This window comes from Mesorhizobium sp. M0136 (genome assembly GCF_040322515.1).
Taxonomy (GTDB): domain Bacteria; phylum Pseudomonadota; class Alphaproteobacteria; order Rhizobiales; family Rhizobiaceae; genus Mesorhizobium.
Map to the genome: position 1 here is coordinate 305,716 of NZ_JAMYTP010000001.1, position 24,478 is coordinate 330,193.

Below are 24,478 nucleotides of genomic sequence, written 5' to 3' on the forward strand. Positions count from 1 at the left end.
CTGATCCACTATATGTATGAAATGTATAAGATTATGCCGAATAATGGATAGATCGGACGTCACTCTCGAGCGCATGCGCACCTTCGTTCGCGTCGCCGAGCGCGGCAGCCTCTCGGCGGTGGCGCGCGAGCTCGGAGTTGGGCAGTCGACGGTCACACGGCATTTGCGAGAACTCGAGGAGGCCGTCGGCGTGCCCTTGCTCAGCAGGACCACCCGGCGTGTGACGATGACCGATGAAGGCAGCCGTTACTATGCCGACAGCGTCCAGATCCTGCGCCTCGTTGAGCAGGCCGGTGATGAGGCCCGGGGCACGCGCGGCGCGTCGGCCGGCACGATCCGAATATCCTGCACGGCGGCGCTCGGGGTCTTGCACGTCAGCCGGCTGATCTTCGCCTTTCAGGACCGCTATCCCGATATCGGCATCGATCTTAGCCTCACCGACGAGCGCATCGACCTTGTGCGGGAGGGCGTCGATATTGCGCTTCGCCTAGGTCCGCTCACCGACAGCTCGATGAAACTGCGGGCGCTCGGACAATCCCGGCGTCTGCTGGTGGCGGCACCGGCATATCTGGCGGCGCGGGGCAGACCGGCTGTCCCGCAGGGTCTGCCTGGCCATGAAGGCATCCGGATGTCGAACATCGCGGGAAGCGACACACTCGCCCTGCAGGGGCCGGGCGGCGAGACCTTTGCGGTGCCCTTTGGCGGTCGATTTCGAGTCGACCATGGGCTTGCCGCGCGCGAAGCCCTTGTCGCCGGACGCGGCATCGCACCCGCCCACCATTGGCTTGTCGACGATCTCCTGACGGCCGGCCGGCTGGAAGTGGTCCTGCCGGGCTGTTTTCCGCCCCCCGTCCCGCTGAGCATGCTGATCGTCCCGGAACGCGCCGGCATCGCCCGGGTGCGGCTGCTGGTCGACTTTCTCGTCGAGCAGATCTCCGGCATTCCGGGGATCGAGAAGCGGTAGCCGGCCGGCAAACCTCGCCGGATCAGGCGGCCTTCTTTTTCGCCAACCTTGCCTTGATGCTGGCAACGTCGGCACGCGGCGTCGCGGCGAACAGCGTCCTGGTGTAGCTGTGCTTGGGGTCGGCGAAGACCTCGTCGCGCGAGCCGTATTCGACCGCTTCGCCGAAATACATCACCATCACGTCGTCGGCGATGTAGCGCACCACCGACAGGTCGTGGCTGATGAAAACATAGGTCAGCTGAAACTCGTCCTGCAGGTCGGCGAGCAGGTTCAGCACCTGCGCCTGCACCGACAGGTCAAGCGCCGAGACCGGCTCGTCCAGCACCAGGAGGCTGGGGTTGAGCATCAGCGCGCGGGCGATGGCGATCCGCTGGCGCTGGCCGCCCGAAAACATATGCGGGTAGCGATTATAGTGCTCGGGGCCGAGACCGACCTTCTTCAGCATCTTCATGGCAAGATCGCGCCGCTCGTCGGCCGTGCTGTCGGTGTTGATGAGCAGCGGCTCGCCAAGCACGTCGCCGACCTTCTGGCGTGGATTGAGCGAACCATAGGGGTTCTGGAAGACGATCTGCACCTTGCGACGCATTTCCTTCGACAGGCCGTCCCTGGCGATGTCCACCTTCTTGCCGTCGATGAAAAGCTCGCCGGAGGTCGCCGGATCGATCAGGGTGATGATGCGGGCAAGTGTTGACTTGCCGCAGCCGCTCTCGCCGACGATGGCCAGCGTCTTGCCTTTGTTGACGCTGAACGAAACACCCTTGACCGCATGAACCGTACGGGAAGGGCGGAAAAGCCCGCCGCCGACATGATAGTCGCGCACGATGTTCTTGCCTTCGACTACCGTCACGCTCATGAGGCGGTTCCTCCTGCGGACCGGGCTGCGACTACAGATGGGGCCGGCTCGAACAACATGTCGGAAACAGTAGGCAACCGGTCGCCGACGGCGTTTTCCGGCAGCGCCGACAGGAGCGCGCGCGTGTAATTGCTCTTGGGGGATTCGAACAGCGACAGCACGTCGGCCTCTTCCATCTTGCGGCCCTTGTACTGGACGATGACACGGTCGGCGGTCTCGGCAACGACCCCCATGTTGTGGGTGATCATGATCAGGCCCATGCCGTATTTGGCCTGCAGGCCGACCAGCAGATCGAGGATCTGCTTCTGAATGGTGACGTCGAGTGCCGTGGTTGGCTCGTCGGCTATCAAAAGCTTGGGATTGCAGGCGATGGCGATGGCGATCATGACGCGCTGGCACTGGCCGCCCGACATCTGGTGCGGGAAGGAGCCCAGCCGTTCCTCAGGGTCGGCGATGCCGACGAGCTTCATTAGTTCAATGGCGCGCGCCCGGCGCTGAGCGCGGTCCATGCCCATATGAAAACGCAGCACCTCCTCGATCTGGAAGCCGACGGTGAAGCATGGGTTGAGGCTGGCGACTGGTTCCTGGAAGATCATCGAAATGTCCTTGCCGACGATCTTGCGCCGCTCGGATGGGCCGAGCTTTAGCAGGTCGATGCCGTCGAAGACCATGCGGTCGGCCCTCACCGTCGCCGTGTTGGGCAAGAGCCCCATCACCGCCAGCATCGCCACCGATTTTCCGGAACCGGATTCGCCGACGATCGCCAGCACCTCGCGCGGTTCGACCGACAGGTCGATGCCTTGTACCGCCATGAATGGTCCGGCGGCGGTGTCGAAGGAAACGGTCAGGTTCTTGATCTCGAGAAGAGGCATTGGATCATGACCTCTTCAGCTTGGGGTCGAAGGCATCGCGCAGGCCGTCGCCGATCAGATTGATTGCAAGCACAGTGATCAGGATGGCAAGGCCGGGGAAGGTCACCACCCAAGGCGCGCGCAGGATGAATTCGCGCGCCGAAGCGAGCATCGTTCCCCATTCCGGCGTCGGCGGCTGCGCACCGACACCAAGGAAGCCGAGCGCCGCAGCCTCGAGAATAGCGTTGGAGAAGGACAGCGTGGCCTGCACGATCAGCGGTGCCAGGCAGTTCGGCAAGATCGTCCTCAGCATCAAGCGAAGATGACCGGCGCCGGCCACTTTGGCGGAGATCACATATTCGCGGTTCTTTTCGGCCATCACGGCGGCGCGGGTGAGGCGTGCGAAATGCGGCTGCAGCACCAGTGCGATCGCCAACATGGCATTGAACAGGCCCGGGCCGAGGATCGCCACCAGCACCAGCGCCAGAAGCAGCGACGGGAAGGCCAGGATGATATCCATGATGCGCATGATCAGCGTGTCGACCCAGCCGCGGAAATAGCCTGCGAGCACGCCAAGCACGATGCCGCTGGTGAGTGAGAAGACGACGACCACCAGGCCGATGAACAGCGAAAAACGTGCCCCGAAGATCAACCGCGAAAGCATGTCGCGGCCGACGGCATCGGTGCCGAGCAGGAACATCGATTTGCCGCCTTCCTGCCAGGCAGGAGGCGCCAGCAGTGCATCGCGAAACTGCTCGTCGGGCGAATGCGGGGCGACGAACGGCGCACAGATCGCCACCAGCACCAGCGCCGAAAACACGACAAGACCGATGACGGCCCCGGTGTTCATCGAGAAGTAATGCCAGAACTCGGCAAACGCCCTTTGCCTGCCGCCTGTCGGGATGGAGGCAGCAGTGGCTTCGGCGGCGGATTCGTCGGTCATCTCACTGCACCCGGATGCGCGGATTGATGACCGCGTAGAGCACGTCGACGATCAGGTTCACCGCCATGACGATCAGCGCGATGATCAGCAATCCGCTCTGCACGACGACATAGTCGCGCTTGCCGATGGCGTCGATCATCCATTTGCCGATGCCTGGCCAGGAAAAAATGGTTTCGGTCAGAATGGCGCCTGCCATCAACGTGCCGACCTGCAGTCCAATGGTGGTGACCACTGGGATCAGCGCGTTGCGAAAAGCATGCAGCCCGATGACACGGCTAGGCGCCAGGCCCTTGGCACGCGCGGTGCGGACATAGTCCTCGCCCAGCACCTCGAGCATCGCCGAGCGCGTCTGGCGCGCTATGACGGCGAGCGGGATCGTCGCCAGCACGATCGATGGCAGGATCAAATGGCTGACGGCGGATTTGAAGGCGCCGCTCCTGCCGGAGATCAGGCTGTCGATGAGCATGAATCCGGTCGTGGGCCTGAAGAAATATTGCAAGCCGATCCGGCCGGAAACCGGCGTCCAGCCGAGATAGCCGGAGAAGAAGATAATGAGCAGCAGCCCCCACCAGAAGATCGGCATCGAATAGCCGGTCAGCGCGACACCCATCGTCGCCTGGTCGAACCAGGAGCCCCGCTTGACCGCAGCGAAAATGCCGGCAGGAATGCCAAGCAGGATGGCGATGATCAACGCCACCGTCGCCAGTTCCAGCGTGGCCGGAAACAGCGCCTGGAATTCGCCGAGCACTGGCCGCTTGGTGGCAATGGATATGCCGAAATCGCCGGTGAGGACCCTGCCGATATATTCCAGGTACTGGATGACATAGGGCCGGTTGTAGCCAAACTGCTCGATGAGCTGGGCGTAGCGTTCGGGGCTGACGCCGCGCTCGCCAGCCAGGGCCAGGATGGGATCGCCGGGCAGAAGCCGGACGAAAGCGAACGCCGCCAGCGATATGCCGAACACGGTCGGGATGATCAAAGCGAGCTTGTGGAGGAGATAACGGAGCATCTTGCTTCATAGAACGGCGGCGCGGGAAGTCCAGCGCCGCCGTTCAATTTCTCAGGACTTATTCGGTGACGTCGACGCCGTCAAACCGATGAATGCCGAGCGGGTCCATAACGAAGCCCGACACCTTCTTGTTCATCGGCATGAAGACCTTGGAGTGGGCGATGGTCAGCCACGGAGCCTCACGCTTGAATACCACCTGAGCTTCCTCGTAGATTTTGGTGCGCTCGGCGACGTCCGTCGTTGCCTTGCCTTTTTTCAGCAGGGCTTCGAATTCCTGGTTGCACCAGATCGCATAATTGGACTGGCCGATGGCATCGCAACCGAGCAGGAAAAAGAAGTTGTCCGGATCGCCATTGTCACCGGTCCAGCCCAGTTGGAAGGCGCCGTCGCGGTCCTTGGCTTTGCCGCGCTGGCGATACTCGGTCCATTCGTAGCTGACGATCTCCGCCTTGACGCCGACGGCGGCATAGTCGGCCTGGATCAACTCGGCGACGCGCTGGGCGTTCGGGTTGTAGGGGCGGCTGACCGGCATAGCCCAGATCTTCATCGACAGATCCTTGACGCCGGCGTCGGCCAGCATCTTCTTGGCCGCCTCCGGATCGTAGGGATCGTCCTTGATGTCCTTGTTATAGGACCACATGGTCGGCGGGATCGGGTTGATGGCCGGCGTGCCGGCACCCTGATAGACCGCGTCGATGATTGCCTTCTTGTTCACCGCCATGTTGAGGGCCTTGCGGACCTCGACCTTATCGAAGGGCGGCTGCGTTGTGTTATAGGCCATGTAGCCGATATTCAGGCCTTCCTGCTCATCGACCTTGAGGTTCGTGTCGGCCTGCAGTCCGGCAATGTCGGCTGGCGCCGGGTACGACATGATATCGCATTCGCCCGCCTTCAGCTTCTGCGCGCGCACGGCGGGATCGGGCGTGATGGCGAAGATCAGATCGTCGATCTTCTGGCGGCCGCCATAGTAGCCGTCCCATGCCGCGTAGCGGATGACCGCGTCGACCTGGTAGTCGACGAACTGGAACGGACCGGTGCCGACCGGCTTCTGGGTGAACTGCTGCCTGGTGCCGGCCTTGTCGAGCTGGTCGGCATACTCTTTGGAAACGATCGAGGCGAAATCCATGCCGAGGTCCGGCAGGAACGCGACTTCAGGCTTGTTCAGCACGAATTTCACCGTCAGGTCGTCGACCTTGACGATTTCCTTCAGGAGATCGGGGAAGCCCATGCCGGTGAAATATTCCCAGCCGGTGCCTTCCAGATAGCTGTACCACGGGCTTTCTTTCTTCCACTGGCGTTCGAAGGAAAAGATCACGTCGTCGGCGTTGAGGTCGCGCGTCGGCGTGAAATAATCGGTCGTCTGGAATTTCACACCAGGGCGAAGCTTGAAGGTGTATTCGAGACCGTCGTCGGAAACCGTCCAGCTGTCTGCCAGGCCGGGGGAGATGGTGGTCTTGCCATGCTCGAACTCGACCAGGCGCGAATAGATGGTGCGCGACGAGGCGTCGAAGTCGTTGCCGCCGCTCCATGGCGACGGGTCGAAGCCGGCCGGCGAAGCCTCCGAGCAATAGACCAGTTGTTTTGCGTTGGCCATGCCGCCGAGGACGCTTGCAGCCAGCAACGCGGCTGCAAAAGTCAGTTTCTTTTTCATTGAGCACTCCCTGATGTTCTTCCAAGCCCCTCTATCAGGCTCGCGAAGGCCGCATATAAGCACCGTTTTTCTAGCTTTGGAACTGCTTGTTTGCCTAACCCACGGGAAGCAGAAAAAAATTCCGGCACACGGCAAATTGTGGAAAAAACGAGCCGAAATCCGCAGATCACGACATTATTAGCGACTTCAATTTTTTGTTGATCGGCGATGCCGCCAATTGTGGGAATCGAGCCTTTCGGTTCAAGAGACCCGCGTCCGAAAACCGGTCGCGGCCGAGAGGTTTGACGGCAAGTCTTACCGCACTCCTGGTGGCGAAGGCTTGCATGGCCGCCGCTTGTGGCAATACATAGATAGATGGGCAGCGTGCCGGATTTTCCCGGGTTTCGGGCATTGCGGCAAGCGTTGGGATATCTTTGTTGATCAGGGCGGTGGTGGCGCGCAAGCATGCCGAAACAATAAGAACGATTGAGGGAGCGACAGGTGGCAAAACCGGCAAAGACAACCAGCGCGGCGAAAGCAAAGGCCGAGGCAACATCGAAAGCAGTCAAGTCAAAAGCGGCCGACGCCAAGCCGGCGGCTACCGCGAAGGCAAGCGCGAAGCCGGCGGCGAAGACCACGGCTGGAACGGCTGCTAAACCGGCAACCCGCAAGACGGCGCCTGCTGCAAAGTCTGCCGCCAAGCCGGCGGCGAAGGCAGTGCCGACAGCGCCCCGACCGTCGGCAGGTCCGGCCAAGAGATTACCAAAGGCGATCACGTCGCTGGCCGCCGGCCTGCCGGAAAAACCGTGGCTCAAGAGTTATCCAAAGATCGTGCCGGCCGAGATCGGCGCCCTGCCCGCCAGCTCGATCGGCGACTTTCTCGTCGCCGTGTGCAAGCAGTTTGCGAATCGGCCGGCCTTCGTCTGCATGGGCAAATCGATCACCTATGCCGACCTCGAGCGACAGTCGGCCGCCTTCGGCGCCTATCTGCAATCAACGGGGCTGCAGAAGGGCGCGCGCGTCGCACTGATGATGCCGAATGTGCTGCAATATCCGGTGGCGATCATGGCAGTGCTTCGCGCCGGCTATGTCGTGGTCAATATCAATCCGCTCTACACGCCGCGCGAGCTGGAGCACCAGCTCAAGGATTCCGGCGCTCAAGCCATTGTCATCCTCGAAAATTTCGCCTGCACCCTGCAGGCGGTGATCGCCAGGACCGCAGTCAAGCATATCGTGGTCGCCTCGATGGGCGACATGCTAGGCGGGCTCAAGGGAACGATCGTCAACTTCGTTGTACGCCGCGTCAAAAAGATGGTCCCGGCATGGTCGCTGCCCGGCCATGTCAAATTCAGCGCCGCGCTGAAGGCAGGCGCCGGCATGGCCTTCAGGCCCGCAAAGGTCGCGGCCGACGACATCGCCTTCCTGCAATACACAGGCGGCACGACCGGCATCTCCAAGGGCGCGATGCTTTTGCACAGCAACATTTTGGCGAACGTCGCGCAGAACGCGCTGTGGGCTGAAGACGCCTTTACCGTCAAGCCTAAGCCGGCGCATCTGAACTTCCTCTGCGCGCTGCCGCTCTATCACATTTTTGCGCTGACGGCGAACGTGCTGGTAGGCATGCAGCAAGGCGCACAGAATGTCCTCATCCCCAATCCGCGCGACATTCCCGGCTTCGTCAAAGAGCTGCAGAAATACCCGATCCACATCTTTCCGGGCCTCAACACGCTGTTCAATGCGCTGCTCAACAATGAGGATTTTCGCAAGCTCGATTTCAAGCCGCTGATCCTGACGCTGGGTGGCGGCATGCCGGTGCAGAGGGCCATCGCCGAACGCTGGAAGGCGCTGACCGGCTGCCCGATCAGCGAGGCCTACGGGCTTACCGAAACCTCACCGGGGACAACCATCAACAAATTCAGCGACGGCGTTTACACCGGCACGATCGGCCTGCCGCTGCCCTCGACCGAGATCGCCATCCGCGACGACGACGGCAACAATTTGCCGCTCGGCGAAGTCGGCGAAATCTGCATCCGCGGACCGCAAGTGATGGCCGGCTACTGGAACCGGCCGGACGAGACCGCCAAGGTGATGACAGAGGACGGCTTCTTCAAATCGGGCGACATGGGCTTCATGGACGAGCTTGGCTACACCAAGATCGTCGACCGCAAGAAGGACATGATCCTGGTTTCCGGCTTCAACGTCTATCCGAACGAACTCGAGGAAGTGGTGGCGCAGCATCCGGGCGTACTCGAAGTGGCGGCGATCGGCGTGCCGGACGAGCATTCGGGTGAAGTGCCGAAGCTGTTCGTCGTCAAGAAGGACCCTGGGCTGACCGCCGAAGCGCTGGCGGCTTATTGCAAAGAGAACCTGACCGGCTACAAACGCCCCAGGCATATCGAGTTCCGCACCGAGCTGCCCAAGACACCGGTCGGCAAGATCCTGCGACGGGCGTTGCGGGGCTAGGCGCAGCTTGAGCGATTGCATCGCCGGCGCCAATGCGGTGGGTATAGGCTCGCGCCCAGATCCGGCAGAGTTCATCCGGGCGAACATGCGGATCGCGGCAGTACCTGCGATTCCCGAAATTCGGCTTTACACCGCCCATCCGGGAAGCGGGCTCAGGCGGCTTGTCGAGTGGAACCAACACGCTACCGAAGAAGACGGACCTGAACCGGAGCCACCGTATTGGGCCTATGTCTGGGCCGGCGGCGCGGTGCTCGCCCGCTATATTTTCGACCGGCCGGAGACCGTGACCGGCCGTCGCGTGCTCGACCTCGGCGCCGGCTCGGGCCTCGTCGGCATCGCAGCGGCAAAAGCCGGCGCAAGCGCGGTGATCGCGGCCGAGATCGACCGCAACGGCGTTGCCGCGATCGGCCTCAATGCGATGGCGAACGGCGTTGTGATTGCGACGATCGGCGGGGACATAACCAGCGGTCCGCCGCCACCGGTGGATGTCGTGGTGGTCGGCGACCTGTTTTACGCCCATGATCTTGCCGGCCGGGTCGTTCCCTTCCTCGACCGCTCCCTCGCTGCCGGCATCGAGGTGCTGGTCGGCGATCCGGGCCGCGCCTATCTGCCCCGCTCGCGGCTTCGCCTGCTGGCCGAATACGAGGTGCCGGATGTCGGCGAAGGCAGGAATGCGGCAATGAAACCGAGTGGCGTGTTCTCGTTCGGACAGTTTAGCTGCGAGGCTAGACCGTCTCGCTGACTCGGGCCGCAAGAAAATCGGGCAGATCGGCAACTGAATCGAGGATGACGTCGGCGATCTGCGACAGCGATTCCCGTGTGCCGGTGCCGGACAGCACGCCGATCGCCAGGCCACAGCCGCCGGCCCGCGCCATCTCCAGATCGTGGCGATTGTCGCCGACCATTGCGATCGTCGCCGGCCTGAGCCCTGTCAGATCCGAGAAGGCAAGGATCGTATCCGGCGCCGGTTTTGGATTGGCCACCGCATCGTAACCATAGGCGGCGTCGAAAAGCTGCGCGACGCCGAGAGTGACCAAGGTCTTTTCCGCGCCGCTGGTCGAGTCGTTGGTGGCGACGCCAAGCCGGTAGGATTTTCTGTGAAGCAGGCCAAGCGTCTCGACCACGCCCGGTAGCGCCACCGCCATTGCCGATCCCTGCGCCGAAGTGATGGCGTTGAAGCGGGCGACGGCAAGCATCTGGTCCTCGTCGGACAGCCGTGGAAACCACAGCTCGACGACGTCCATGTTGGTACCAGAGGCAAAAATCGAATCCGGCTTGAAGCGCTTGGCGGCAAAGTCGAAGCCCGCCGCCGCAAGCAGCCTGTCTGCTTTCCAGCGATCGCCTTCGGCCGCATCCATCGCCATGAAGTCGGCGATGCCCAGCCATGTCGCGTTGAAATCTACGAGCGTGCCGTCCTTGTCGAACAATATTCCCTTGATGTCCGCCAAGCTTTTCACTCCAGGCCGCGCAAGCGGTGGATGTATTCCACCAGTCCGGCAGTCGAGGCGTCCCGCTTTGCGGCGTTCTCCTTGCCTTCAACGACGGGCAGCAGCCCGGTCGCCAGTTCCTTGCCGAGTTCGACGCCCCATTGGTCGAAGGAGTTGATGTTGAACAGCGTGCCTTCGACGAAGACGCGGTGCTCGTAGAGCGCAATCAGCCGTCCGAACGTGTGGGGGTCGAGCTTTCTGTAGAGGATCGTCACCGAGGGGCGGTCGCCGGAGAAGACGCGGTGCGGAGCAATCCTGTCGACATCAGCCGGCTTCATGCCTTTCGCCAGCATCTGTGCGCGGGCTTCCTCAAGCGTGCGGCCCTTCATGAAAGCTTCCGACTGCGCCAGGCAATTGGCAAGCAGAAGGTCGTGGTGATGCTTCAGTTCCGGCTCGTGGCCGACGGCAGCGGCGAGGAATTCGACGGGAATGAAATCGGTGCCCTGATGCAGAAGCTGGAAGAAGGCGTGCTGGCCATTGGTGCCGGGCTCACCCCAGACCAGCGGGCCGGTCGGCGTCGTCACAGCGCCGCCGTCCAGGGTCACGCTCTTGCCGTTCGATTCCATGTCGAGCTGCTGCAGATAGGCCGGGAGCCTGGACAGACGCTGATCGTAAGGGATGACGGCGCGAGCGGGGTATTTGCAGATCACGCGGTGCCACCAGCCGATCAGCCCCATCAGCGCCGGCAGGTTCCTCGCCAGCGGCGCGGTGCGGAAATGCTCGTCCATCTCATGGGCGCCGTCGAGAAAGGCGCGAAAATTCCGCGGGCCGACGGCGATCATCACCGGCAGGCCGATCGCACCCCAGACGGAATAGCGGCCGCCGACCCAGTCCCAGAAGCCGAAGACGCGATCGGGCGCGATGCCGAACTTGGCGACCAGGTCGAGCGCCGTCGAGACGGCGGCGAAGTGCTTGCCGACCGCTTCCTTGCCGAGCGCCTTCTCGACCCATCCGCGCGCGGTCTCGGCATTGGTCATAGTCTCGACCGTGGTGAAGGTCTTGGAGGCGATGATGAACAAGGTGGTTTCGGCGGAAAGTCCCTTCAGCGTGTCGTGGATATGCGCACCGTCGATATTGGATACGTAATGCGCGCGCGGCCCGTCATGATAGGGCGCCAGCGCCAGCGTCGCCATGGCAGGGCCGAGATCGGAGCCGCCGATGCCGATGTTGACGATGTCGGTGATCTTCTTGCCGGTCGCGCCGGCTGCCTTGCCGGAACGCACCGCGTCGGCGAAGGCACCCATCGCGTCGAGTACGGCAAGGACTTCCGCCTTCACGTCCTGGCCGTCGAGCACGATGCCTTTGCCGGTCAGGTTGCGCAGCGCCGTGTGCAGCACGGCGCGGCCTTCGGTGACATTGATCTTCTTGCCGGCAAACATCGCGTCGCGCCGGCCTTCGAGGTCGGCGGCCTCAGCCAGCTTCTCCAGCAACTCCATCGTCCGCACATCGACCGCACATTTCGACCAGTCGAGCAGCACGTCGTCGTCGCTGGCGGAGAATTTCTCGAAGCGCTGCGGATCGGCGGCGAAAGCCTCGCGCATCGAGCCCGATTTGGCCGCACGATGATCGCGCAACGCGCCGAGCTGCTTTTGAAAGGACGGTTGATCCACTGCCTCGCTCCGGTTCTTGAGGTGCATCTTATCAGGCCGGATGTTTCCGGCGCGTGTCGTCGCGGCAAACTATCGGGTCGAATTCCATCTGTTTCAATGCGCAGCGATGCCGCAGCGCAGCGCGGGCCGGCGCAAAGGATCACTGGCATAAATCCCAGCGATCAGAAAAATTGATTGGCGCAACACCTTGTGCCACCGGTACATTCGACTGGTCCAGCCAAGTGAAAAAGCTGGCCATCGAGGAACATCTCCCATGCCACAGCGAAACGACACGGCCATATGGTCCGGCCTGTTCCGGATTTCGGCGGACTCCGGTCAGACCCTGCAGGCGCAGATCCGCCAGGCGATCGTCGCCGCCATCCTCGACCGGCAGATCGCGGCTTCGATGCCGCTTCCGTCCTGCCGGATTCTTGCGGAAAAACTCGGCGTAGCGCGCGGCACCGTGGTGCTGGCGTTCCAGCAGCTGGTCGACCAGGGCTTTCTGGTGGCGCGCGAGCGCCGCGGCCACTTTGTCAATCCCGAGGTGCTGGCGACGCCGGCCAAGCCGCACCAGAAAGCGCCCGACCAGGCCAACGAGATCGACTGGAAGGCGCGCCGGCAGATCGCGGCGAGCGACATGCCGCCGCCGGCCAAGCACGACAACTGGATCAAGTCGTCCTACCCCTTCGTCTACGGCCAGTTCGACCCGGCGCTGTTCCCGACCGCCGAATGGCGCGAGTGCAACCGCATGGCGCTGGCGGTGCTCGAAATCCGCAACTGGGCATCCGACATGGTCGACCGCGACGATCCGCTCCTGATCGAGCAGATCCAGGCCCGGCTGCTGCCGCGGCGCGGCATCTTCGCCAATCCGGACGAGATCATCGTGACGCTGGGCGCGCAGAACGCGCTTTACATGCTGGCCACGCTGTTGATGACCAAGGGCTCCAAGGTGGCGATGGAAGACCCCGGCTATCCCGATGCACGCTCGATCTTCCGGCTGGCCGGCGCCGATATCCAGCCGGTTCCAGTCGACCACTCCGGCATCGTAACCTCTGCCATTCCCACTGATTCCGGCTTCGCCTTCGTCACGCCCAGCCACCATTGCCCGACCATGGTGCCGCTGTCGGCGGAGCGGCGGCAGGATCTTCTGGCGCGCGCCAACCGGCACAACCAGATCATCATCGAGGACGGCTATGACAGCCAGCTCCTGGACGAGGCGCCGCAGCAGGCGCTGAAGAGCCTCGATCGGTCCGGCCGCGTCGTCTACGTCGGCTCGATGTCGAAGACGCTGGCTCCCGGCCTCAGGCTCGGCTACATCGTCGCCTCGGCCGGGCTGATCTCCGAGCTTCGGGCGCTGCGCCGCTTCATGCTGCGCCATCCGCCGGCCAACAACCAGCGCGCCGTGGCGCTCTTCCTGTCGCTCGGCCATCACGAGGCGCTAGTGCGACGGCTGTCGAGCGCCTTCGACGAGAGGCGCAAGCGTCTGGTCCATGCGATTTCCGCCTTCCTGCCTGAATGGCGCTCGACCGATTCGGCCGGCGGTACGTCGCTCTGGCTCGAGGGGCCGCGCGGCACCGATTCGCGCGGACTGGCGGAGGCCGCAGCCTCGCGCAGCGTCATCATCGAGCCCGGCGACCGCTTCTTCGATCGTACCGAAAAGCCATCGCGTTTCATGCGCTTGGGCATTTCCTCGATCGCGTTGCAGCACATCGAACCCGGCATCCGCGAACTGGCGACGGCAGCTGGACGCAGGCCGGCAGCGGCCTGATCTCCCTTCCCCGACCGGAGCCTGGCGCATGTAGTGCGGCTCCGGTTCTTTAGCTCCTTGGCATATGCGACGGGATCGGCTGGCACATAGGCTGTGCCAATGCCGGCGGCATAGTCGGAGTATAGGGGACGAAGCAGGCAGATGGTGGACCAACCGCCGCGCCCGCTCCGCAGCTAAAGTTGGAGTGCCTTCATGCCAATGGCCCATGAGAAGCAGGACGTGTCCGCAGACCAGCGTTCGCGGCGGTCCGGCGGGCGCGAGGCGCGCCGCGCCATGCGGGCGGCACCGCTTGCCGACGACGTCAAGCCGGTGCGCGCCGGCCTCGAAGGCGGGAGCTACAGCCCGCTCAGCGGCAATGATTGCGAACGTATCCACGAGGCCGTGCTTACCCTTCTGGAGACGGTCGGCTTCGCTAATGCCATCCCCTCCTGCATCGAGGCACTGACCAAGGCGGGTGCGACCCTCGGTGAGGACGGCCGCCTGCGCTTTCCTCGCGGCCTTGTGCTCGACACCATCAAGAAAGCGGCGCGGCATTTCACCCTGCACGGCCAGTATCCGAAGCACGACATGGTGATCCAGGGCAAGCGTGTGCATTACGGCACGGCTGGTGCTGCGGTGCATCTTGTCGATGTCGAAAAGCGTGAGTATCGCGAGTCGCTGCTGCAGGACATTTACGATGCCGCGCGCCTGGTCGAAGGGCTCGACAACATCCATTTCTTCCAGCGGCCAATGGTGCCGCGCGACATTCCCGACCCGCTCGATATGGATTTCAACACGCTCTACGCCTGCGTCATGGGCACGTCGAAGCATGTCGGGACCTCGTTTACCGTGCGCGAGAACGTCAAGCCGGCGCTCGACATGCTCTATGCGATCGCGGGCGGCGAAGCGAATTTTCGCGCCCGGCCTTTCGTCTCCAATTCGAACTGCTTCGTCGTGCCGCCGATGAAATTTGCCGAGGACGCCTGCGGCGTTCTCGAAGCCTGTGTCGAGGGCGGCATTCCGATCCTGCTGCTGTCGGCAGGACAGGCGGGTGCGACGGCACCGGCGGCGATTGCCGGCGCCGTGGTGCAGGCGGTCGCCGAAGTGCTCGTCGGCCTCATCTACGTCAACGCCATCAAGCCCGGCCATCCAGCGATCTTCGGCACCTGGCCGTTTGTCTCGGATCTCAGGACCGGCGCCATGTCGGGCGGTTCGGCCGAGCAGGCGGTGCTGACCGCGGCCTGCGCGCAGATGGCGCAATTCTACGACCTGCCGGGCGGTTCGGCCGCCGGCATGACAGATTCGAAACTGCCTGACATTCAGTCCGGCTACGAAAAGGGCATAACCGACGTGATGGCCGGTCTCGCCGGCCTCAACCTGGTCTATGAGTCGGCCGGCATGCATGCCTCGCTGCTCGGCTTTTGCCTTGAGAGCCTGATCATCGACAATGACATGCTCGGCCACTGCCTGCGCTGCGTGCGCGGCATCGAAGTGACGGACGAGTCGCTGTCGATCGACACCATTGCCGATGTGTGCCTGAAAGGGCCGGGCCATTATCTGGGCAACGAGCAGACGCTGCGGCTGATGCAGACCGAATATTTCTATCCGGCCGTCGGCGACCGCTTTTCGCCGAAGGAATGGAATGAGAAAGGCAGGCCCGATATCCTGCAACGGGCGATCATCGAGAAGAAACGCGTGCTTGCCGAACGCTTCCCGCGCCATGTGCCAAAACCGGTCGACGACAAATTGCGCGCCCGCTTCGGCGATATGATCAAGCTGCCGCGCGACAGAATGGGCGGCTGAGCGTTACCCGCTCGCCGCCAGCAACAACACGCCGGCCAGCGCCGATCCGACAAGCGTCGGCAGCATGCCGATCTTCAGCTTCAGGATGGCGATCATCGAGGCACAGGAAAGCAGCGCCGCGCGCCAGTCTATCGATGAAAGCACCGGCACGTCCATTCCAAGCCCGACATTGCGCACTTCGCCGAAGATGACGTGCAAGCCGAACCATAGAGCGAGATTCATGATGACGCCGACGACGGCGGCGGTGATTGCGCCGAGCGCCGCCGACAGCGCCTTGTTGCCGCGCAGCGCTTCGATGTAGGGCGCGCCAAGGAATATCCACAAGAAGCACGGCGTAAACGTCGCCCACAGCGTAAGCAGCGCTCCAAACAATCCGGCAAGAAGCGGCGCGAGCGCGCCGGAGTGGCGGAAGGCGGCGACGAAGCCGACAAACTGCAACACCAGGATGAGCGGACCCGGCGTGGTTTCGGCAAGTCCGAGGCCGTCGACCATTTCACCCGGTGCCAGCCAGCCGAAGGACTCGACCGCTGCCTGCGCGACGTAGGCAAGGACGGCGTAGGCGCCGCCAAAGGTGACGACCGCCATGACACTGAAGAAGCCACCGATTTGCGTCCAAACGCTGGCAGGGCCGGTGACAGCCCAGACGAGCAGAACAGGCCCGAGCCAGATCGGCAGCCAGATCGCCAAAATGCGCGGCGCATGCCATCGCGTCGGCCTGACGTGGGTCAGTTCGCCGCGCTCGAACATCAGATCGACCGCGCCTTTGACGTCGGGAACATCGCCCTTGCCCTGTGGTGCCCCTGAAAAAAATGCCGGCGCACTACGGTTGCCGATCCAGCCTGCCAGGCCGGCAAGCAGGACGATCAGCGGAAACGGCACGTTCAACGCGTAGATGGCGATGAAGGCGGCGAGTGCGATCGACACCATGACGGGGTTCTTCAGCGCGCGTCTGCCGATCCGGATCACCGCCTCGATGACAATGGCGAGCACCGTTGCCTTGACCCCGAAAAACAGCGCCGCGACGAGTGGTAGATCGCCATAGAGCGCATAGAGGCTGCTCAGGACGAGCATGACAAGCGCGCCCGGCACGACGAAGAGAATGCCGGCAACAAGGCCACCGACCGTTTTGTGCAGCAACCAGCCGATATAGATGGCAAGCTGCTGGGCCTCGGGACCAGGCAGCAGCATGCAGTAGTTCAACGCATGCAGGAAGCGCTGTTCGCCGATCCAGCGCCGGTCCTCGACCAGTTCCTTGTGCATGAGCGCGATCTGCCCGGCCGGGCCGCCGAAGCTGAGCACCCCGATTTTCGCCCAGACCTTCACGGCCTGCCGGAAGCTCGGCACAGCGGGATCCTGGATCTCCGCCGGCTTTTTCGAAAGGACGGCGCTCACGATGGTTTGCCCGCGCTGACTGCGCCGGCGGCCGGCCAGTTATGCGTCTCCTCGGTGGCATCGCGGCACCAGCGGAAGAACATATCATAGAGCAGCATGCCGGCCTCGAGCTGCTCCAGATCGTTGCGAAACATCCGTGACAGGCCAAGCGAGGCGGCCAGGAAGCCGGCCGCCTGTGGAACAAGATCGAGGCTCGCAGTATCGGCAGCGCGTATGATCGTGGCCAGGCGATCGAGCGCTTCGTATTTAAGCCCGAACTCCTCGATCATGGTGTCGAAGGTGCAGCGTTCGCCGCGGTGGCTCCAGAACACGTTCTCGATGTCGAAAGGCACGGCCTGAAAGCGATCGGCGACGGCCGACACTTCAGCCGGCTCGACGAAGAGAAAGACCGCGTGAGGATCGATGAAGCGCCGGATCAGCCAAGGGCAGGCGATGCGGTCGACCTTCGGGCGCGTACGCGTCACCCAAACGGTGCGGCCCTTGGCGTCGGCGGGCGGTATCTTGTCGGCGTGAACGAGAAGGCCCTTGGCATCGCGCCATGCTTCAAACCCGCCGTCGAGCGATTCGGCGGCTATGCCCTCGTGCCGCAGCCATGCGGCCACGCCTTGCGAGAGCTTTTTCCCCTGCTGGCAGACGACTGTCACTTGCCTGCCGGCGAAGTCGGCAGCCCAGTTCGAGACAGTCCTGAAATCACGCCGATCCGACCCCGGCAGCAGGCGCGGATCGGCGTTGTAGTCATCATCGATGCGGACGTCGATGACTGCGGGCGCACCCGGCAGCCCAATCAGACGGGATAGTTGCGATACGGTGATAGCGGTTGTTGACGGCATGGCGTCCACCTCCTTGAAAGAGAAGCTTGGACGCGAACGTTGGGCTGACGCCTCACGGGGTCGTCGCGATGCACCCCTTGCGATGATCGTGGATTTGTCACGCTCGCTTGTCAAGCATTTGTCCCTGCTGTCGCAGGACAATCGTTTTTGACAAACGATCGCGTCCAACTCTGTGCCGGGCATTTCTCCCCGTTAGCGGGCTGTTAACGGGGAGAAATGAGGAGACCGCAACACCGGCGACCTGACGGCTGGCCCGTGCGATGGACCCTGGTCAGTGATTGTCCCTCGGCACGCCGCTTGTATGAGCCACATCCTGGTATTTCACCGCCGGCTTCAGCACCATGCCTTCGGAAAACTGGTCGACCATGCCGCGCTGGATTTCCTGCCAGGGCGTCTGGTGCTTCGGATAGTGATAGCCGCCATTGTTCTGCAGCTCGGCGCGGCGCCGCGCGATCTCGTCGTCGCTGACGAGGATGTCGGCGGTGCCCTTGCGCAGGTCGATGCGGACGCGGTCGCCGGTCTTCAGCAGCGCCAGGCCGCCGCCGATGGCGGCTTCCGGCGAGGCGTTGAGGATCGACGGCGAGCCCGACGTGCCCGACTGACGACCGTCGCCGATACAGGCCAGCGCGTGGATGCCCTTTTTGATCAGATAGGCAGGCGGCTGCATGTTGACGACTTCGGCGCCGCCGGGATAGCCGATCGGACCGGCGCCGCGCATGAACAGGATGGTGTGCTCGTCGATGCCCTGTGCCGGGTCGTCGATGCGGGCGTGATAGTCCTCGGGGCCGTCGAAGACCATGGCGTTGCCCTCGAAGGCTTCGGGGTCCTTCGGGTTCGACAGATAGCGCTCGCGGAACTCGGGCGAGATGCCGCTGGTCTTCATGATCGCCGAATCGAACAGATTGCCCTTGAGATTGATGAAGCCGGCATTGGCTTTCAGCGGCTCGGCAACCGTGCGGATGACGTCGAGGTTCTCGTTAACGGCGCCGCGGCAATTGTCGCCGATGGTCTTGCCGTTAGCGGTCGTGGCTTCCGGATAGGGCAGCAGACCGCCCTTCATCAGTTCGGCGATCACGGCCGGCACGCCGCCGGCATGGTGATAGTCCTCTCCGAGATATTCGCCCGTCGGCTGCAGATTGACGATGAGCGGTATGTTGAGGCCGACCTTCTGCCAATCGTCATTGTCGAGCGGCACGCCGAGATGGCGGGCGATGGCGTTGAGGTGGATCGGCGCATTGGTCGAGCCGCCGATCGCCGAGTTGACGACGATGGCGTTCTCGAAGGCCTTACGGGTCATGATGTCGGAGGGCTTCAGATCCTCATGCACCATGTCGACGATGCGCTTTCCGGTCTCGTAGGCGATCTGGCCGCGTTCGCGATAGGGGGCGGGGATAGCGGCCGAGCCCGGCAATTGCATGCCGAGCGCCTCGGCCAGCGAATTCATCGTGGTGGCGGTGCCCATCGTGTTGCAATAGCCGGTCGACGGCGCCGAGGAGGCAACGATATCCATGAACTCGTCATAGCCAATCTCGCCGGCCGACAGGCGCTGGCGCGATTCCCAGACGATAGTGCCGGAGCCGGTGCGCTTGCCCTTGTGCCAGCCGTTGAGCATCGGCCCGACCGAAAGCGCGATAGCCGGGATGTTGACGGTGGCCGCGGCCATCAGCATGGCCGGCGTCGTCTTGTCGCAGCCGATGGTGAGCACCACACCGTCGAGCGGATAGCCGTAGAGCACCTCCACCAGGCTGAGATAGGCAAGATTGCGATCAAGTGCAGCAGTCGGCCGTTTGCCGGTCTCCTGGATCGGGTGGCAAGGGAACTCGAAAGGGATGCCACCCATCGAGACAATGCCTTCGCGCACGCGCTTGGCCAGTTCGATGTGGTGGCGGTTGCAGGGCGACAGGTCCGAGCCGGTCTGCGCGATGCCGATCAGCGGCTTGCCGGACATCAGTTCGGCCCGCGTCAGCCCGTAATTCAGGTAACGTTCCAGATAGAGTGCCGTCATGCCCGGATTGTCGGGATTGTCGAACCACTCCTGCGAGCGAAATTTTTTCTTGCTGGTTGGGGCGCCTGCCATCGTGGTCTCCGTATTTGTATGACAAATCGATATGACAACGCGCGGGAGCAGGCAAGGGGCACGCGCCATCCGAATCCGCACTTTGGTGCGATAGACACACATCTGCCTCCGCGCTAGACGGGATCGTGGTTTGTCAGCCCGCTATCCCGGAAAAGCTGGAACGTGTCGCCGCGGACCTACCCGGCCGTTCCGGCCGCCCTCCCCTCAAGGTCCCACTTGGGGGAGGACATCCGCATCACTCGAACACGATGCTCGGGACTGCAGCCTCGGCCGCGCCGCGCTCTTCATTGACGCGGTTCCAAACCTTGGCGGCGATGTCGCGGTAGATTTTCGCCTCGGCGCCATCGGGTTTCGAGACCACCACCGGCGTGCCAGCATCCGAGCTTTCGCGGATGCCCATCTCGAGCGGCACTTCGCCAAGGAAGGTGACCCCGAGACGCTCGGCCTCGCGGCGCGCGCCGCCATGGCCGAAGATGTCGTAGCGTTTTCCCGTATCGGGGGCGAGAAAATAGCTCATATTTTCGACGATACCCAATAGCGGCACGTCGACCTTTCTGAACATGTTGAGGCCTTTGCGCGCATCGATCAGGGCCAGGTCCTGTGGCGTCGAGACGATGACGGCGCCGGCCAGCGGCACCTGTTGGGCCATGGTCAGCTGGGCGTCGCCGGTGCCGGGCGGCATGTCGACGACGAGCACATCGAGCGGTCCCCATTCGACCTCGCGCAGCATCTGCGTCAATGCCGACATCACCATCGGCCCGCGCCAGATCATCGGCGTCTCCTCATCGACGAGAAAGCCCATCGACATGACCTTGAGGCCATAATTCTGCATCGGTTTCAGGATCTTGCCGTCGACGGTCTGCGGCCTGCCACGAATGTTGAGCAGACGCGGCATGGAAGGGCCATAAATATCGGCATCGAGCACGCCGACCCGCAGCCCGTTGGCGGCAAGCCCAAGGGCGATATTGACGGCGGTGGTCGACTTGCCGACGCCGCCCTTGCCGGAAGCGACGGCGATAATCGCTTCGATGCCGGGTACGCCGCGCTTGCCCTGGCTGTGCGAGGCGGGCGCCTGCGGCGCGGGACGTGCAGGTGCGGCCGGCGGAGCGGGCCTCTGAGCCGGTCTTTGCGGAACCGGGGCCTCCATGCCGCCACCCTTCTTTTCCGCCGTCAGCGCGACCACGGCGCCGGCAACACCGGGGATCGCCTTGACGACACGTTCGGCCGCCGCACGCAGCGGCTCCATCTCCTGGGCACGGGCAGCGGGAACGGTGATCGAGAAGAACACCTTGGCATCGGCAATGAAAATCTCGGAAACCATGCCGAGGTCGACGATATTGCCGGTGAAATCCGGCCCATTGACCGTCTTCAGGCGCTCGATAACCATTTCCTTGGTCACGTTTTCATGGGCGGCGGGCATGAGTTTTTCCTCTACTTTTCCGCTCCAGATAATGCACTTCCGGAACAGAACCAAGCGATGGACCAACAGTTGCAGCGGCGTATCGGGGAGGAAGCGACCATACGACAGCATTTCCAGCGGGAGTGGCCGTCGCCAAATCGTCAACGCAACCTATTTCAGTGGACATGGAATGACCGCCAGGGAAGGAGACGAATCATGCTCGCAAACAGCAACGCAACGGCCAATCTCGCTGTGAAGGACCTGGCCAAGGCCAGGGCATTCTACGAAGGGGTCCTCGGCCTGAAAGAAGTGAACAATGAGGGTGGTGAACTGATCGTCTATGAAAGCGGCGATACCGCCATCAACGTCTACCGTTCGAACTTCGCTGGGACCAACAAGGCCACAGCTGTGACCTGGACGGTCGGCGATGAACTCGGCAAAATCGTTGAGGCATTGAAATCGAAGGGCGTCGCCTTCGAGCATTACGACATGCCAGGCCTGACGCTTGAGGGCGATGTCCATGTCGGCCAGGGCATGAAGGTCGCATGGTTCAAGGATCCGGACGGCAACATCCTGAACCTTGTGGATAGGTAGATACGGCGCATCGCCTGCCGCGCAGTGCTACGGTGCTGTCACCATGCCAGGCCGACCGCGAGGTAGGTGAGAGCCGCGATGGCCGCGGTTGCCGGCAAGGTGACGATCCATGCCACCACGATGTTGCCGGCAATGCCCCAGCGAACGGCGGAGACGCGGCGGGCGGCGCCGACGCCGATGATGGCGCCGGTGATCGTGTGCGTGGTCGATACAGGAATACCGAGCCAGGTGGCGGCGAACAGGGTAATCGCACCGCCGGTCTCGGCGCAGAAACCCTGCATCGGGTTCAGCCGGGTGATCTTGGAGCCCATGGTGTGGACGATGCGCCAGCCGCCGAACAATGTGCCCAGCGCCAGCGCCGACTGACAGGTGATGACGACCCACAGCGGCACGTAAAAATTCGCGCCGAGCATGCCTTGCGAATAGAGGAGCACGGCGATGATGCCCATGGTCTTCTGCGCGTCGTTGCCGCCATGGCCGAGCGAATAGAGCGAGGCGGAAAAGAACTGCATGACGCGGAAGGTGCTGTCGACGGCAAACGGTGTCTGCCGCAGGAACAGCCAGGAGACCGCGAGGATCAGGACGAGCGCCAGCAGAAAGCCTGCCGCCGGCGATAGCACGATGGCCGCCGTGGTCTTGCCCAACCCGGCCCAGACGATGGCGCCGGTGCCTGCCTTGGCGACGCCGGCGCCGACCAGACCGCCGATCAGCGCGTGCGAACTGCTGGACGGGATGCCGACGAGCCAGGTGACGATGTTCCAGACGATGGCGCCGACAAGTGCTGCGAAGATCACTGCCGGCGTGACGATGCTGGCGTCGATGATGCCGGTTCCCAGCGTCTCCGCCACGTGGAGACCGAAGAACATGAAGGCGATGAAATTGAAGAAGGCCGCCCAGAACACCGCATAATGCGGCCGCAGCACCCGGGTGGAGACGATGGTGGCGATCGAGTTGGCGGCATCGTGCAGGCCATTGAGGAAATCGAAGAACAGCGCGACGACGACAAGGCCGACCAGCACGGGAAAGGCTATCGCGGCTTCCACTATACGTTCTCGATGACGATGCCGCTGATTTCGTTGGCAACGTCCTCGAAGCGGTCGACCACCTTCTCCAGCTGGCCGTAGATCTCGCTGCCGATCAGATAGGCCATCGGGTCGCTGCGGCCATGCCGCTTGAACAGGTCCTTCAGGCCTTGCTCGTGCAGGTCGTCGGCCCGGCCTTCGGCGCGCATGACCTCCTCGGCGATGGCATTGAGGCGCACCGTGTGCGCCCCGACCTTGCCGAGCAGCGGGATCGCCTCGGCCACCAAATTGGCGGCCTCGACGATGACGCCTCCCATTTCCTGCATCAGCGGGTCGAATTCCTTCTTCTCGAACAGCCTTACCGTCTTGACGGTCTTGTGCATCATATCGATGGCATCATCCATCGACTGGATCAGGTCCTTGATGTCGCCGCGATCGAAGGGCGTGATGAAGGAGCGCCGCACCGCAAGCAGCACCTCCGCGGTGATCTGATCGGCTTCGTCCTCGAGATCGATGATCGTCTGACACCAGCGGTCGATGTCGTTGCCCTGCAAAAGCTGCTGCAGTGCCTCGGCGCCACCAACCACGGTGCGGGAATGCCGCTCGAACAGGTCGAAGAAGCGATCTTCGCGCGGCAAAAGCTTGCGGAACCAGCCCAGCATGTTCGGTCTCCCGTCGTGTCCAGTCCACGACCCCGTCTGATCCACATAGCGCCGCATTCCATTGCGGGAAACAGTAAGCCGGCTGAAAGATGTGGATGCGGACGATTTACACAGGCGGCTTGCGGCCGAAGGCGATTTCCACGACCTTGCGCGCTACGACAGGACACATCGTCCGTGACAGGCTCCCGACGGCATGATCGACAAGCTGGAATTCTTCATAGCACTTGCCAAGGAAGAGCATTTCGGCCGGGCGGCCGAAGTATGCGGCGTCACCCAGCCGACACTTTCGGCCGGCATCAAGCAGCTGGAGGGCCAGCTCGGCGTGATGCTGGTGCTGCGCGGCTCGCGCTTCCAGGGGCTGACGCCCGAAGGCAAACAGGTGCTGGTGTGGGCGCGCCGCATCGTCGGCGACAGCAGGACCATGCGCGAGGAGATGCGGGCGGCGCGTCACGGCCTGTCAGGGCGTATCCGCATCGCGGCGATCCCGACGGCGCTGGCCATGGTGGCGCGATTGACGACGCCGTTTCGGGCAAAACACCCCGGCGTCACCTTCTCGGTGCTGTCGCGGACCTCGATCGAGGTGCTGTCGCTGCTCGGCAATTTCGATATCGACGCCGGCATCACCTATCTCGACAACGAGCCGCTCGGACGCGTCACCAGCGTGCCGCTCTACGACGAGCGCTATCAGCTGATCACCGCCGTCGGGAACCCGTATTTCGACCGCGACAAAGTGACATGGGCCGAGCTCAGTCAGCTGCCGCTCTGCCTGCTGACGCCGGACATGCAGAACCGCCGCATCATCGACCAGCATCTGGCCGAAGCCGGCGTGCAGGTGCGGCCGACATTGGAATCCAACTCGATGATCGTGCTGTTCTCGCATATCCGCACCGGCAAATGGTCTTCCATCATGCCGCTTAACCTTGCGGAAACGTTCGGCTTTTCCGAGCCGATCCGGGCTATCCCGATCGTCGAGCCGGATGCCAGCCACACCGTCGGGCTGGTGGCGGCGCCGCGCGAACCGCACACGCCGCTAGTCTCGGCGCTGTTGGACGAGGCAATGGCGCTGGCGGACGATTTCCGCACCCGTCGCTAGGCTAGACAATGCTGGTGATCGCGAACGATAGAAAATTTCTATCGAGCAACGGATCGGCTTTATTGATTTA

21 protein-coding genes are annotated in these 24,478 nt (G+C 63.0%); 7 read left to right on the forward strand and 14 right to left on the reverse strand.

Going from position 1 to position 24,478, the window contains the following annotated elements; genetic code table 11:
- Positions 1 to 43 precede the first annotated feature (43 nt).
- On the forward strand, positions 44 to 964 hold the full coding sequence (locus NKJ35_RS01475; protein WP_352644478.1) for a LysR family transcriptional regulator: 921 nt from the start codon (positions 44 to 46) through the stop codon (positions 962 to 964).
- 22 nt (positions 965 to 986) lie between these two features.
- Here the strand turns inward: NKJ35_RS01475 and NKJ35_RS01480 are convergent, their stop codons facing one another.
- The 6 genes from NKJ35_RS01480 to NKJ35_RS01505 are packed head-to-tail and all read right to left on the reverse strand — an operon-like array spanning position 987 to position 7,065.
- Complete coding sequence (locus NKJ35_RS01480; RefSeq protein WP_352644479.1) at positions 987 to 1,817, reverse strand: dipeptide ABC transporter ATP-binding protein; 831 nt, start codon at positions 1,815 to 1,817, stop codon at positions 987 to 989.
- A complete protein-coding gene (locus tag NKJ35_RS01485; RefSeq protein WP_352644480.1) occupies positions 1,814 to 2,689 on the reverse strand; it encodes an ABC transporter ATP-binding protein in 876 nt (291 codons plus the stop codon). Before NKJ35_RS01485 ends, NKJ35_RS01480 begins: the two co-directional genes overlap by 4 nt.
- Positions 2,690 to 2,693: 4 nt before the next feature.
- On the reverse strand, positions 2,694 to 3,611 hold the full coding sequence (locus tag NKJ35_RS01490; protein ID WP_352644482.1) for an ABC transporter permease subunit: 918 nt from the start codon (positions 3,609 to 3,611) through the stop codon (positions 2,694 to 2,696).
- A gap of 1 nt (position 3,612) precedes the next feature.
- A complete protein-coding gene (locus NKJ35_RS01495; RefSeq protein WP_352644483.1) occupies positions 3,613 to 4,620 on the reverse strand; it encodes an ABC transporter permease subunit in 1,008 nt (335 codons plus the stop codon).
- 58 nt (positions 4,621 to 4,678) lie between these two features.
- On the reverse strand, positions 4,679 to 6,271 hold the full coding sequence (locus tag NKJ35_RS01500; RefSeq protein ID WP_352644484.1) for an ABC transporter substrate-binding protein: 1,593 nt from the start codon (positions 6,269 to 6,271) through the stop codon (positions 4,679 to 4,681).
- Positions 6,268 to 7,065: a hypothetical protein gene (locus tag NKJ35_RS01505; RefSeq protein WP_352644486.1), complete on the reverse strand. Its 798-nt coding sequence runs from the start codon at positions 7,063 to 7,065 to the stop codon at positions 6,268 to 6,270. Before NKJ35_RS01505 ends, NKJ35_RS01500 begins: the two co-directional genes overlap by 4 nt.
- A gap of 16 nt (positions 7,066 to 7,081) precedes the next feature.
- Here NKJ35_RS01505 and NKJ35_RS01510 point away from each other — a divergent pair, with 16 nt between their 5' ends.
- Both NKJ35_RS01510 and NKJ35_RS01515 read left to right on the forward strand, forming a co-directional pair.
- Positions 7,082 to 8,713: a long-chain-fatty-acid--CoA ligase gene (locus tag NKJ35_RS01510; protein WP_352644488.1), complete on the forward strand. Its 1,632-nt coding sequence runs from the start codon at positions 7,082 to 7,084 to the stop codon at positions 8,711 to 8,713.
- A 7-nt stretch (positions 8,714 to 8,720) separates the two neighbouring features.
- Positions 8,721 to 9,455, forward strand: a complete 735-nt coding sequence (locus NKJ35_RS01515; RefSeq protein WP_352644490.1) for a class I SAM-dependent methyltransferase — start codon at positions 8,721 to 8,723, stop codon at positions 9,453 to 9,455.
- On the opposite strand, the gene NKJ35_RS01520 is transcribed toward NKJ35_RS01515, so the two are convergent.
- Both NKJ35_RS01520 and pgi read right to left on the reverse strand, forming a co-directional pair.
- On the reverse strand, positions 9,439 to 10,161 hold the full coding sequence (locus NKJ35_RS01520) for an HAD family hydrolase (RefSeq protein ID WP_254816188.1): 723 nt from the start codon (positions 10,159 to 10,161) through the stop codon (positions 9,439 to 9,441). The genes NKJ35_RS01515 and NKJ35_RS01520 overlap by 17 nt on opposite strands.
- Before the next feature lie 5 nt (positions 10,162 to 10,166).
- Positions 10,167 to 11,810 carry a glucose-6-phosphate isomerase gene (gene pgi / locus NKJ35_RS01525; protein ID WP_352644492.1) on the reverse strand — a complete coding sequence of 548 codons (1,644 nt, stop codon included), beginning with the start codon at positions 11,808 to 11,810 and terminating at the stop codon, positions 10,167 to 10,169.
- Positions 11,811 to 12,063: 253 nt separating this feature from the next.
- Between pgi and pdxR the strand changes: the two genes are divergently transcribed.
- Both pdxR and NKJ35_RS01535 read left to right on the forward strand, forming a co-directional pair.
- Positions 12,064 to 13,557: a MocR-like pyridoxine biosynthesis transcription factor PdxR gene (pdxR, locus tag NKJ35_RS01530; RefSeq protein WP_352644493.1), complete on the forward strand. Its 1,494-nt coding sequence runs from the start codon at positions 12,064 to 12,066 to the stop codon at positions 13,555 to 13,557.
- Between the two features lie 192 nt (positions 13,558 to 13,749).
- Positions 13,750 to 15,339 (forward strand): trimethylamine methyltransferase family protein, encoded by a 1,590-nt coding sequence (locus NKJ35_RS01535; RefSeq protein WP_352644494.1) that lies wholly within the window; start codon positions 13,750 to 13,752, stop codon positions 15,337 to 15,339.
- A 3-nt stretch (positions 15,340 to 15,342) separates the two neighbouring features.
- Here NKJ35_RS01535 and chrA read toward each other — a convergent pair whose 3' ends face one another.
- The 4 genes from chrA to NKJ35_RS01555 all read right to left on the reverse strand — a co-directional run bounded on the left by chrA (position 15,343) and on the right by NKJ35_RS01555 (position 21,058).
- Entirely contained in the window at positions 15,343 to 16,731 is a 1,389-nt protein-coding gene (gene chrA, locus NKJ35_RS01540) for a chromate efflux transporter (RefSeq protein WP_352644495.1), read from the reverse strand.
- A complete protein-coding gene (locus NKJ35_RS01545) occupies positions 16,728 to 17,561 on the reverse strand; it encodes a chromate resistance protein ChrB domain-containing protein (protein ID WP_352644497.1) in 834 nt (277 codons plus the stop codon). Before NKJ35_RS01545 ends, chrA begins: the two co-directional genes overlap by 4 nt.
- A 271-nt stretch (positions 17,562 to 17,832) precedes the next feature.
- Positions 17,833 to 19,638 carry an IlvD/Edd family dehydratase gene (locus NKJ35_RS01550; protein WP_352506072.1) on the reverse strand — a complete coding sequence of 602 codons (1,806 nt, stop codon included), beginning with the start codon at positions 19,636 to 19,638 and terminating at the stop codon, positions 17,833 to 17,835.
- A gap of 235 nt (positions 19,639 to 19,873) precedes the next feature.
- The gene (locus tag NKJ35_RS01555) at positions 19,874 to 21,058 is read right to left on the reverse strand and encodes an Mrp/NBP35 family ATP-binding protein (protein WP_352644499.1); all 1,185 of its coding nucleotides are present in this window, start codon (positions 21,056 to 21,058) and stop codon (positions 19,874 to 19,876) included.
- A 195-nt stretch (positions 21,059 to 21,253) separates the two neighbouring features.
- On the opposite strand from NKJ35_RS01555, the gene NKJ35_RS01560 reads away from it, so the two are divergent.
- Positions 21,254 to 21,631, forward strand: a complete 378-nt coding sequence (locus NKJ35_RS01560) for a VOC family protein (RefSeq protein ID WP_352644573.1) — start codon at positions 21,254 to 21,256, stop codon at positions 21,629 to 21,631.
- A gap of 38 nt (positions 21,632 to 21,669) precedes the next feature.
- Here NKJ35_RS01560 and NKJ35_RS01565 read toward each other — a convergent pair whose 3' ends face one another.
- Complete coding sequence (locus tag NKJ35_RS01565) at positions 21,670 to 22,674, reverse strand: inorganic phosphate transporter (RefSeq protein ID WP_254816178.1); 1,005 nt, start codon at positions 22,672 to 22,674, stop codon at positions 21,670 to 21,672.
- Entirely contained in the window at positions 22,674 to 23,315 is a 642-nt protein-coding gene (locus tag NKJ35_RS01570; protein ID WP_352644501.1) for a DUF47 family protein, read from the reverse strand. Before NKJ35_RS01570 ends, NKJ35_RS01565 begins: the two co-directional genes overlap by 1 nt.
- Before the next feature lie 193 nt (positions 23,316 to 23,508).
- Between NKJ35_RS01570 and NKJ35_RS01575 the strand changes: the two genes are divergently transcribed.
- Positions 23,509 to 24,408 carry a LysR family transcriptional regulator gene (locus NKJ35_RS01575; protein WP_254816176.1) on the forward strand — a complete coding sequence of 300 codons (900 nt, stop codon included), beginning with the start codon at positions 23,509 to 23,511 and terminating at the stop codon, positions 24,406 to 24,408.
- The last annotated feature ends 70 nt before the right edge of the window (positions 24,409 to 24,478 follow it).

Bases quoted from the DNA above. Each gene is read 5' to 3' on its own strand.
- NKJ35_RS01475 (WP_352644478.1), top strand. From the start codon at position 44: ATGGATAGATCGGACGTCACTCTCGAGCGCATGCGCACCTTCGTTCGC.
- NKJ35_RS01480 (WP_352644479.1), bottom strand. From the start codon at position 1,817: ATGAGCGTGACGGTAGTCGAAGGCAAGAACATCGTGCGCGACTATCAT.
- NKJ35_RS01485 (WP_352644480.1), bottom strand. From the start codon at position 2,689: ATGCCTCTTCTCGAGATCAAGAACCTGACCGTTTCCTTCGACACCGCC.
- NKJ35_RS01490 (WP_352644482.1), bottom strand. From the start codon at position 3,611: ATGACCGACGAATCCGCCGCCGAAGCCACTGCTGCCTCCATCCCGACA.
- NKJ35_RS01495 (WP_352644483.1), bottom strand. From the start codon at position 4,620: ATGCTCCGTTATCTCCTCCACAAGCTCGCTTTGATCATCCCGACCGTG.
- NKJ35_RS01500 (WP_352644484.1), bottom strand. From the start codon at position 6,271: ATGAAAAAGAAACTGACTTTTGCAGCCGCGTTGCTGGCTGCAAGCGTC.
- pdxR (WP_352644493.1), top strand. From the start codon at position 12,064: ATGCCACAGCGAAACGACACGGCCATATGGTCCGGCCTGTTCCGGATT.
- NKJ35_RS01535 (WP_352644494.1), top strand. From the start codon at position 13,750: ATGCCAATGGCCCATGAGAAGCAGGACGTGTCCGCAGACCAGCGTTCG.
- NKJ35_RS01545 (WP_352644497.1), bottom strand. From the start codon at position 17,561: ATGCCGTCAACAACCGCTATCACCGTATCGCAACTATCCCGTCTGATT.
- NKJ35_RS01550 (WP_352506072.1), bottom strand. From the start codon at position 19,638: ATGGCAGGCGCCCCAACCAGCAAGAAAAAATTTCGCTCGCAGGAGTGG.
- NKJ35_RS01555 (WP_352644499.1), bottom strand. From the start codon at position 21,058: ATGCCCGCCGCCCATGAAAACGTGACCAAGGAAATGGTTATCGAGCGC.
- NKJ35_RS01560 (WP_352644573.1), top strand. From the start codon at position 21,254: ATGCTCGCAAACAGCAACGCAACGGCCAATCTCGCTGTGAAGGACCTG.
- NKJ35_RS01570 (WP_352644501.1), bottom strand. From the start codon at position 23,315: ATGCTGGGCTGGTTCCGCAAGCTTTTGCCGCGCGAAGATCGCTTCTTC.
- NKJ35_RS01575 (WP_254816176.1), top strand. From the start codon at position 23,509: ATGATCGACAAGCTGGAATTCTTCATAGCACTTGCCAAGGAAGAGCAT.